Annotated in this window: 7 protein-coding genes; 6 read left to right on the top strand and 1 reads right to left on the bottom strand. The window is 63.1% G+C overall.

All coding sequences use genetic code 11. From position 1 onward, the window contains the following. The first annotated feature begins 129 nt into the window (after positions 1–129). Positions 130–489, top strand: a complete 360-nt coding sequence (locus tag SX1_RS22335) for a hypothetical protein (RefSeq protein WP_026149429.1) — start codon at positions 130–132, stop codon at positions 487–489. Between the two features lie 309 nt (positions 490–798). Here the strand turns inward: SX1_RS22335 and SX1_RS02440 are convergent, their stop codons facing one another. Further along, on the bottom strand, positions 799–1,296 hold the full coding sequence (locus SX1_RS02440; protein ID WP_043145174.1) for an SH3 domain-containing protein: 498 nt from the start codon (positions 1,294–1,296) through the stop codon (positions 799–801). A 102-nt stretch (positions 1,297–1,398) separates the two neighbouring features. On the opposite strand from SX1_RS02440, the gene SX1_RS02435 reads away from it, so the two are divergent. From SX1_RS02435 to SX1_RS02415, 5 genes are all read left to right on the top strand, one after another. Beyond that, complete coding sequence (locus tag SX1_RS02435; RefSeq protein WP_017184338.1) at positions 1,399–2,397, top strand: 2-hydroxyacid dehydrogenase; 999 nt, start codon at positions 1,399–1,401, stop codon at positions 2,395–2,397. A gap of 68 nt (positions 2,398–2,465) precedes the next feature. Beyond that, a complete protein-coding gene (locus SX1_RS02430; RefSeq protein WP_017184339.1) occupies positions 2,466–2,651 on the top strand; it encodes a DUF1328 domain-containing protein in 186 nt (61 codons plus the stop codon). Between the two features lie 4 nt (positions 2,652–2,655). Then, the gene (locus tag SX1_RS02425) at positions 2,656–2,871 is read left to right on the top strand and encodes a DUF5818 domain-containing protein (protein WP_019051762.1); all 216 of its coding nucleotides are present in this window, start codon (positions 2,656–2,658) and stop codon (positions 2,869–2,871) included. Between the two features lie 54 nt (positions 2,872–2,925). Next, the gene (locus SX1_RS02420) at positions 2,926–4,680 is read left to right on the top strand and encodes a DUF885 domain-containing protein (protein ID WP_019051761.1); all 1,755 of its coding nucleotides are present in this window, start codon (positions 2,926–2,928) and stop codon (positions 4,678–4,680) included. Positions 4,681–4,845: 165 nt separating this feature from the next. After that, the gene (locus SX1_RS02415; protein ID WP_019051760.1) at positions 4,846–7,611 is read left to right on the top strand and encodes a bifunctional aconitate hydratase 2/2-methylisocitrate dehydratase; all 2,766 of its coding nucleotides are present in this window, start codon (positions 4,846–4,848) and stop codon (positions 7,609–7,611) included. Positions 7,612–7,692 lie beyond the last annotated feature (81 nt).

Here is a 7,692-nt window from a genome sequence, read left to right as displayed (position 1 = left end):
TCCACCTCCCCTTGCAGGGGAGGATGATCGGGAACGACCACTTGCAGACAATAACGGATCGGTGCACCTTCGCTACAAGCAGACGGAGGCTTGGCGTTGCTGGTCAGAATGACAATCCTATCATGTGCCATGGGCATCGCCTCGATAGCTGCTTTGGCCGCTAAACCAGAGAAGCCGCCCACATTTTGTCCCGACATATCGATGAGGGGTCTTGGTGCCGACGTTGCGTCAAGCCTGCGTGTGAACGACTTTCGAGTTTACGAAGACAGCTCCTTTTGGGGCGGCCGCAACATCCCAGGGATTGTGTGTTCGAAGGCCGACAAGGATAAGCTTGAAGTGAGAGGAGGCATCTTCTTTTCTGATGCTATGACCAGCTGCAAATTCAGTCAGGCCGAACTGGAGCGTGCGTCCGACGAAATCCTCAATTATAACCGAACTATTGCCTCATCACCTGCCTTTCAATCGGCGACAGGCTGCCGCGCCGAGTAGATGTTGATGGCCGTCCTCGGCCTCAATTAGGTAAATCCCGACGGTCCGCCATCCACCCCAGCCCGCCATCCGCCCCAGCCGGCACCAGACCCCCACCTGTCCTACACCCACCCCACCTGCTACACTCGCGCCCGGCTCTTTCCCATCGTCCACCCCAGCACGCCCGCGCAAATCCCCCACGCGCGACATGGGCGAAGTTTGCGAAGTTCTACGCCGCGTCCAACCACCGGCCCGCGCAACATTCTGCCCGCAGCACGCACGAAAATATCATGATTGCCGGGAAATATGCGAAGTTAAGCCCCGCAAATCCTATTTGTCGGTCGCGCCCCAGACGTCCTGCGCCTTCACATAGCCGCGCTGGCCCTTCACGTCGAAGCTGCACCAGCCGCCCGAACAATCGGACAGGCGCCCCACCACGCCCTTTTGCGCACGAAACAATGTCCGCGCGCCATCGCTGGCCGATTCGCGCATCGGCGCTTCGGCCGCGCGCACCACCCCGGTCGGCGTGTCGCTCAGCAGGCGGACATGCATCCACCCCTGCGCGCCGTCCGGGTCCTCGACCTTGCGCCACAGACCCAGCACCTGCACCACCTTCACCGGCAGGTCGCGGCGGCGGTAGATCCAGTTGGACGGGTAATCCAGGCTCGGCCCGACCCGCATGCGCGCCTCCGGCTGCGAAATCGAGGCCCAGTACGGCACAGGCTTGCCCGCCGCGATCACCGCGTCGCCCGCTGCGCCCAGCGCCATGACCACGCCCGCGCCCAGCAAAATGCGCTTCATGCCCGACCTGTTTTTCCTGTCACCCATGGCCTTCCCATAGCCGCTGCGCCGCCCCCGCGACAACTGCTGACTTGCCCGATCCACCATAAGCGCTTGACCGATGGCGCAGCCAGGCATAGCGGCCTTGGCATGGCCAAAAAACCGCGCCCCGCCAAGCCGCGCGTCATCGTCACGCGACGCCTGCCCCCCAATGTGGAGGCGCGCATGGCCGAACTGTTCGACGCCAGCTTCAATGTCGGTGATCAACCGATGAGCCGCACCGAACTCGCCCGCGCCATGGCCCAGTGCGACGTGCTGGTGCCCTGCATCAGCGACCAGATCGACGCCACGCTGATCGCCGCCGCGCCGGACCGGCTGCAACTCCTGGCCAGCTTCGGCAGCGGCGTCGACCATATCGATCTCGCTGCCGCCCGCGCGAAGGGCATCATCGTCACCAATACGCCCGGCGTCCTGACCGAAGACACCGCCGATATGACGATGGCGCTGATCCTGTCGGTCCCCCGCCGCCTGGCCGAAGGGGAGAAGTTGGTGCGCAGTGGCGAGTGGCGCGGCTGGAGCCCGTCGGGGATGCTCGGCCACCGCATCGGCGGCAAAAAGCTCGGCATCATCGGCATGGGTCGCATCGGCCGGGCTGTTGCCCGCCGCGCCCGCGCCTTTGGCCTGACCATCGCCTATCACAACCGCCACCGCCTGCCGTTCGAGGTGGAGCAGGAACTGGAGGCGGAATGGGTCGGCGACGTGGACGGCCTGCTCGCCGCCTGCGACATCGTGTCGATCCACTGCCCGCTCAACGGCGACACGCGCGGGCTGATCGACGCACGGCGTATCGCACTGATGCGGCCCGACGCCTATCTCATCAACACCTCCCGCGCCGAAATCACCGACGAAGCGGCGCTCATCGCCGCGCTGGACGAAGGCCGGATCGCGGGCGCAGGGCTGGACGTCTACACCCACGAACCCGCCGTCGATCCCCGCCTCTTCGCCCTCTCCAATGTCGTGCTGCTGCCGCACATGGGGTCCGCCACCTTCGAAGGCCGCGACGCCACCGGCGCGCGCGTCATCGCCAACATCCGCAGCTGGGTCGATGGCCACCGTCCGCCCAACCAGGTGCTGGAAGGCTGGGTCTGACCACGGAACCGCTGGTCCCGCCGCTCGTTCGGAAAGTATCGCCTTTCCAACGTCAGGGACATATTACCATGTTGAAACTCGCCCTCATCTCGCTCGTCATCGCCGGCGTCCTCGCCATTCTGGGCTTTGGCGGCGCGGCTGGCACATTCGTCGGCATCGCCAAGATCCTGTTCTTCATCGCCCTTGCGGTCTTTGTTCTCTTCCTCGTCCTGGGCATGCTGGCTGGCAAGGGCATCAAGGACGCGATAGACTGAACCGATGGATATAGCTGGAGCAGAAACAGGCGCGGCTGTGGATGAAACGGGTCGATTGATCCGCGACGCAGCCGGCTTCCTGCTCCAGCGCGACCTGGGCGGCAGCTATCGGCTCTTGCTGCTGCGCGTCCCGGTCGATCTGGTCGAAAAGCGGGTCCGGGTCCGCGGCTACCACGCTGGCGACGGCATCGTCGAAGCGGATGGCGTCGCCCCGGCCTGATCCACCCGCCTGATCCTCTTGCCAAACGGGCCGGGACGCGCGATCCCCTGTGCCATGCGCAAGATCATCGCCCTCCTCCTCGCCGTCGCCACGCCAGTTCTGGCCCACGCCCAAACGCCCCATGACGCCCTTGGCAAGGTCATGGACGATCATTGGGCCTGGTGGCTGTCGGTCCATCCGGTCGATGCCACCGCGCGCGGCGTGCGCGACTATGACGATCGCATCTACGACATTTCGCTGGCTGGCCGCGCCGCGCAGATCAAGGCGGAACAGGCCTTCGTCGCCCGGCTCGACGCGATCGCCGACAGCGGCCTTGACCCCGCCGACCGGGTCAACCGCGCCGTGCTGCTGTGGATGCTGCGGGACGACATCGCCGGGGAAAGCCATCCCGCCGAACGGCTGATGCTGTTCACCACTTATTATGGCTGGCATCAGGGCTTTGCCAGCATGAGCGACGGCCTGCCCTTCTACAATCGCGCCGATTATGACAGCTACCTGAAGCGCCTTTCGCTCTACCCCCGGCAAAATGCCGACGCCCTTTCCATCACGCGGCAGGCGATCAAAGGCGGTTATGTCCAGCCCTGCTCGGTGCTGGGCAACTATGCCGCCAGCATCAGCGGCATCGTCGCGGGCAAGCCGCAGGACACGCGCTTCTACGAGCCCTTCACCCGCGCCAGGCCCCGCGACATCAGTGATGCGGACTGGGCCGCGATGCAGGCCCGCGCCACCGCCCTCATCCGCGATGTAGTCGCGCCCGAATATACCAAATGGCACGATCTGTTCGTGAAGGACTATCTGCCCGCCTGCCGCAAGAGCGACAGCGCCTCCACCCTGCCCGGCGGCGCGGCATGGTATGCCAGCCGGGTTCGCGCCCATACGACGACCGACCTCACCCCCGACCAGATCCACGCCATCGGCCTGTCCGAAGTCGCCCGTATCCGCGCCCGCATGGATGACGTCGCGGCCAAGGCGGGCTATCCCAGCCGCGCCGCCTTCATCGCCCATCTGCGCACCGATCCGCGCTATTATGCCAAAACGGCGGAGGAACTGCTGCAAGTCGCCGCGCGGCAGGCCAAGACGATCGACGGCCTGCTGCCCCGCTATTTCGGCACGCTGCCGCGCCTGCCCTATGGCCTCAAACCCATCCCCGCCGCCGAAGCGGAAGGGACGACGACCGCCTATTACATGCCCGGCGCACCTGAAAGCGGCATCGCGGGTACCTATTATGTCAACACGTCAAAGCTGGACCAGCGCCCCTATTGGGAACTGCCCGCCCTCACCGCCCATGAAGCGGTGCCCGGCCATCACGACCAGATCGCGCTGCAACAGGAATTGCCGCTGCCGCCATTCCGCAAATATCTGGCCAGCTTCACCGCCTATGTCGAAGGCTGGGCGCTCTACAGCGAATATCTGGGCGAGGAGATGGGCCTCTATGACACGCCCGAAAAGATGATGGGCCGCCTGTCCTATGAAATGTGGCGCGCCTGCCGTCTGGTCGTCGACACCGGCATCCATGCCAAGGGGTGGGACAAGGCCCGCGCGGTCGCCTTCATGAAGGATAATAGCGCCCTGTCCGACGCCAATATCGACGCGGAGGTCAATCGCTATATCAGCTGGCCGGGACAGGCGCTCGGCTACAAGCTGGGCGAGATCAAGATCCGCGAATTGCGGGCCAGGGCAGAGGGCGCGCTGGGGCCGAAATTTAACCTGCGCGCCTTCCACGACGCTGTACTGGCGCAGGGCGCAGTGCCGCTGACGGTGCTCGACAGCCAGATCGACGCCTGGATCGCCACGCAAAAGGCGCGCTAGTCGGCGCCTCCCCTTGTCCGAATTGGCAATTTTTGCTGCGCTGCGGCGACTTGCCAATACCCCTCCGTTCTACTACCGGGGGGGCCAACAGCTCCCCAGACCGGGCATAAGTCGGCAAGTGGCGCTGCGCGTCGAGTCCGTACACTTTATGACGTTGGGAAAGAGATGAGCATTTACCTGGATTATCTGGCCGAAATCGACAGCCGCAAGACACAGGGACTTGCGCCCAAGCCAATCGACGATGGCGTCTTGCTTGACGAAATCATCACCATCATTCAGGACGCGGCAAGCGAACATCGCGCCGACGCGCTCAAATTCTTCATTTACAACACATTGCCCGGCACCACGAGCGCGGCTGCCGTCAAGGCTGCCTTCCTCAAGCAGATCATCCTGGGCGAAGTGACCGTGCCGGAAATCACCCCGGCCTTTGCGCTGGAACTGCTCAGCCACATGAAGGGTGGCCCTTCGATCAAGGTACTCCTCGACATTGCGCTGGGCGATGATGCCACCATCGCGGCTCAGGCAGGCGACGTGCTCAAGACCCAGGTTTTCCTCTACGACGCTGACATGTTCCGCCTGCGTGACGCTTACGCGGCGGGCAACGCAGTCGCCAAGGATGTGCTGGAAAGCTACGCCAACGCCGAATTTTTCGTAAAGCTTCCCGATGTTGAGGGGGAGATCAAGGTCGTCACATTCATCGCGGGCGAAGGCGATATTTCGACCGATCTTCTGTCGCCGGGCAATCAGGCGCATTCGCGTTCCGACCGCGAACTGCACGGCCAATGCATGATATCGCCGGATGCGCAGCAGCAGATCCAGGCGCTCAAGATCCAGCATCCCGACAAGCGCGTCATGCTGATCGCCGAAAAGGGCACGATGGGCGTCGGCTCCTCGCGCATGTCGGGCGTCAACAATGTGGCATTGTGGGCCGGCAAGCAGCAGAGCCCCTATGTTCCCTTCGTCAACTATGCCCCCGTCGTCGCGGGCACCAACGGCATCTCGCCCATCTTCGCGACCACCGTGGACGTGACCGGCGGCATCGGCATCAACCTTAAAAACTGGGTGAAGATGACCGGCCCGGATGGCAAGCCCATCCTGAATAATGACGGCAATCCGGTGCTGGAGGAAAAATTCTCCGTCGCGACCGGCACGGTGCTGAAAATCGACGTCAAGAACAAGAAGCTGACCGACGAAGCCGGCAACGAACTGGTCGATGTCGCGTCCGCTTTCACCCCGCAGAAGATGGAATTCATGAAGGCGGGCAGCAGCTACGCCATCGTGTTCGGCAAGAAGCTTCAGACCTTCGCTGCCGAAACGCTGGGCATCGAAGCCCCGCTCGTCTTTGCCCCGAACAAGGAAATTTCGGTCGAAGGCCAGGGCCTGACCGCCGTTGAAAAAATCTTCAACCGCAACGCTGTCGGCGTCACGCCGGGCAAAGTGCTGCACGCCGGTTCCGACGTGCGCGTCAAGGTGAACATCGTCGGGTCGCAGGACACGACCGGCCTCATGACCGCGCAGGAACTCGAAGCGATGGCGGCCACCGTCATCTCGCCGCTGGTCGACGGCGCTTATCAGTCGGGCTGTCACACCGCGTCTGTCTGGGACAAGAAGGCGCAGGCCAACATTCCCAAGCTCATGTCCTTCATGAACAATTTCGGCCTCATCACCGCGCGCGACCCCAAGGGCCGCTATCATGCGATGACCGACGTCATTCACAAGGTTCTGAACGACATCACGGTCGATGACTGGGCCATCATCATCGGCGGCGACAGCCACACCCGCATGTCGAAGGGCGTGGCCTTTGGCGCGGACTCCGGCACTGTTGCCCTGGCTCTTGCCACCGGCGAAGCGACCATGCCGATCCCGCAGTCGGTCAAGGTCACCTTCAAGGGCAAGATGCAGCCCTATATGGACTTCCGCGACGTCGTCCACGCCACCCAGGCGCAGATGCTCGCCCAGTTCGGCGGCGAAAATGTGTTCCAGGGCCGCGTCATCGAAGTCCATATCGGTACGCTGCTGGCCGATCAGGCTTTCACTTTCACCGACTGGACGGCCGAAATGAAGGCCAAGGCGTCGATCTGCATCTCGCAGGACGAAACGCTGATCGAATCGCTGGAAATCGCCAAGTCGCGTATCCAGATCATGATCGACAAGGGCATGGAAAATGCCGCCGGCACGCTGCAGGGCCTGATCAACAAGGCGGATGCGCGCATCGCGGAAATCCGTTCGGGCGTGAAACCCGCACTGGCCCCCGACCCCAACGCCAAATATTTCGCCGAGGTCGTGGTTGATCTGGACCTGATCAACGAACCGATGATCGCCGACCCGGATGTCAACAATGCGGACGTGTCGAAGCGCTACACCCACGACACCATCCGCCCGGTTTCCTATTATGGCGGCACCAAGAAGGTCGATCTGGGCTTCGTCGGGTCGTGCATGGTGCATAAGGGCGACATGAAAATCCTGGCCCAGATGCTCAAGAATATCGAGGCGAGCGAAGGCAAGGTCGAATTCAAGGCCCCCTTGGTCGTCGCCCCGCCGACCTATAATATCGTCGACGAGTTGAAGGCCGAAGGCGACTGGGACGTGCTCAAAAAATATGCCGGCTTCGAATTTGACGATGTCGCACCCAAGAGCGCTGCCCGCACCAGCTACGAAAATACGCTGTATCTCGAACGGCCCGGCTGCAACCTGTGCATGGGCAATCAGGAAAAGGCCGCCAGGGGCGATACCGTCATGGCCACCTCCACCCGCCTGTTCCAGGGCCGCGTCGTAGAGGACACCGACGAGAAGAAGGGTGAATCGCTGCTGGCGTCCACTCCGGTCGTCGTTCTCTCCTCCATATTGGGCCGCACGCCCAGCATGGATGAGTATAAGAGCGCTGTCACCGGCATCGACCTGACCAAGTTCGCGCCGCCCGTCGCCCACTGATCGGGGGTCTGGTAGACAATCCTCCCCTGTAAGGGGAGGTGTCGGCACGAAGTGCTGACGGAGGGGTGTCGCCCTAACGAT

The organism is Sphingobium xenophagum NBRC 107872 (genome assembly GCF_000367345.1).
Lineage (GTDB): Bacteria > Pseudomonadota > Alphaproteobacteria > Sphingomonadales > Sphingomonadaceae > Sphingobium > Sphingobium xenophagum.
This window is presented reverse-complemented; position numbering and strand designations above follow the sequence as displayed.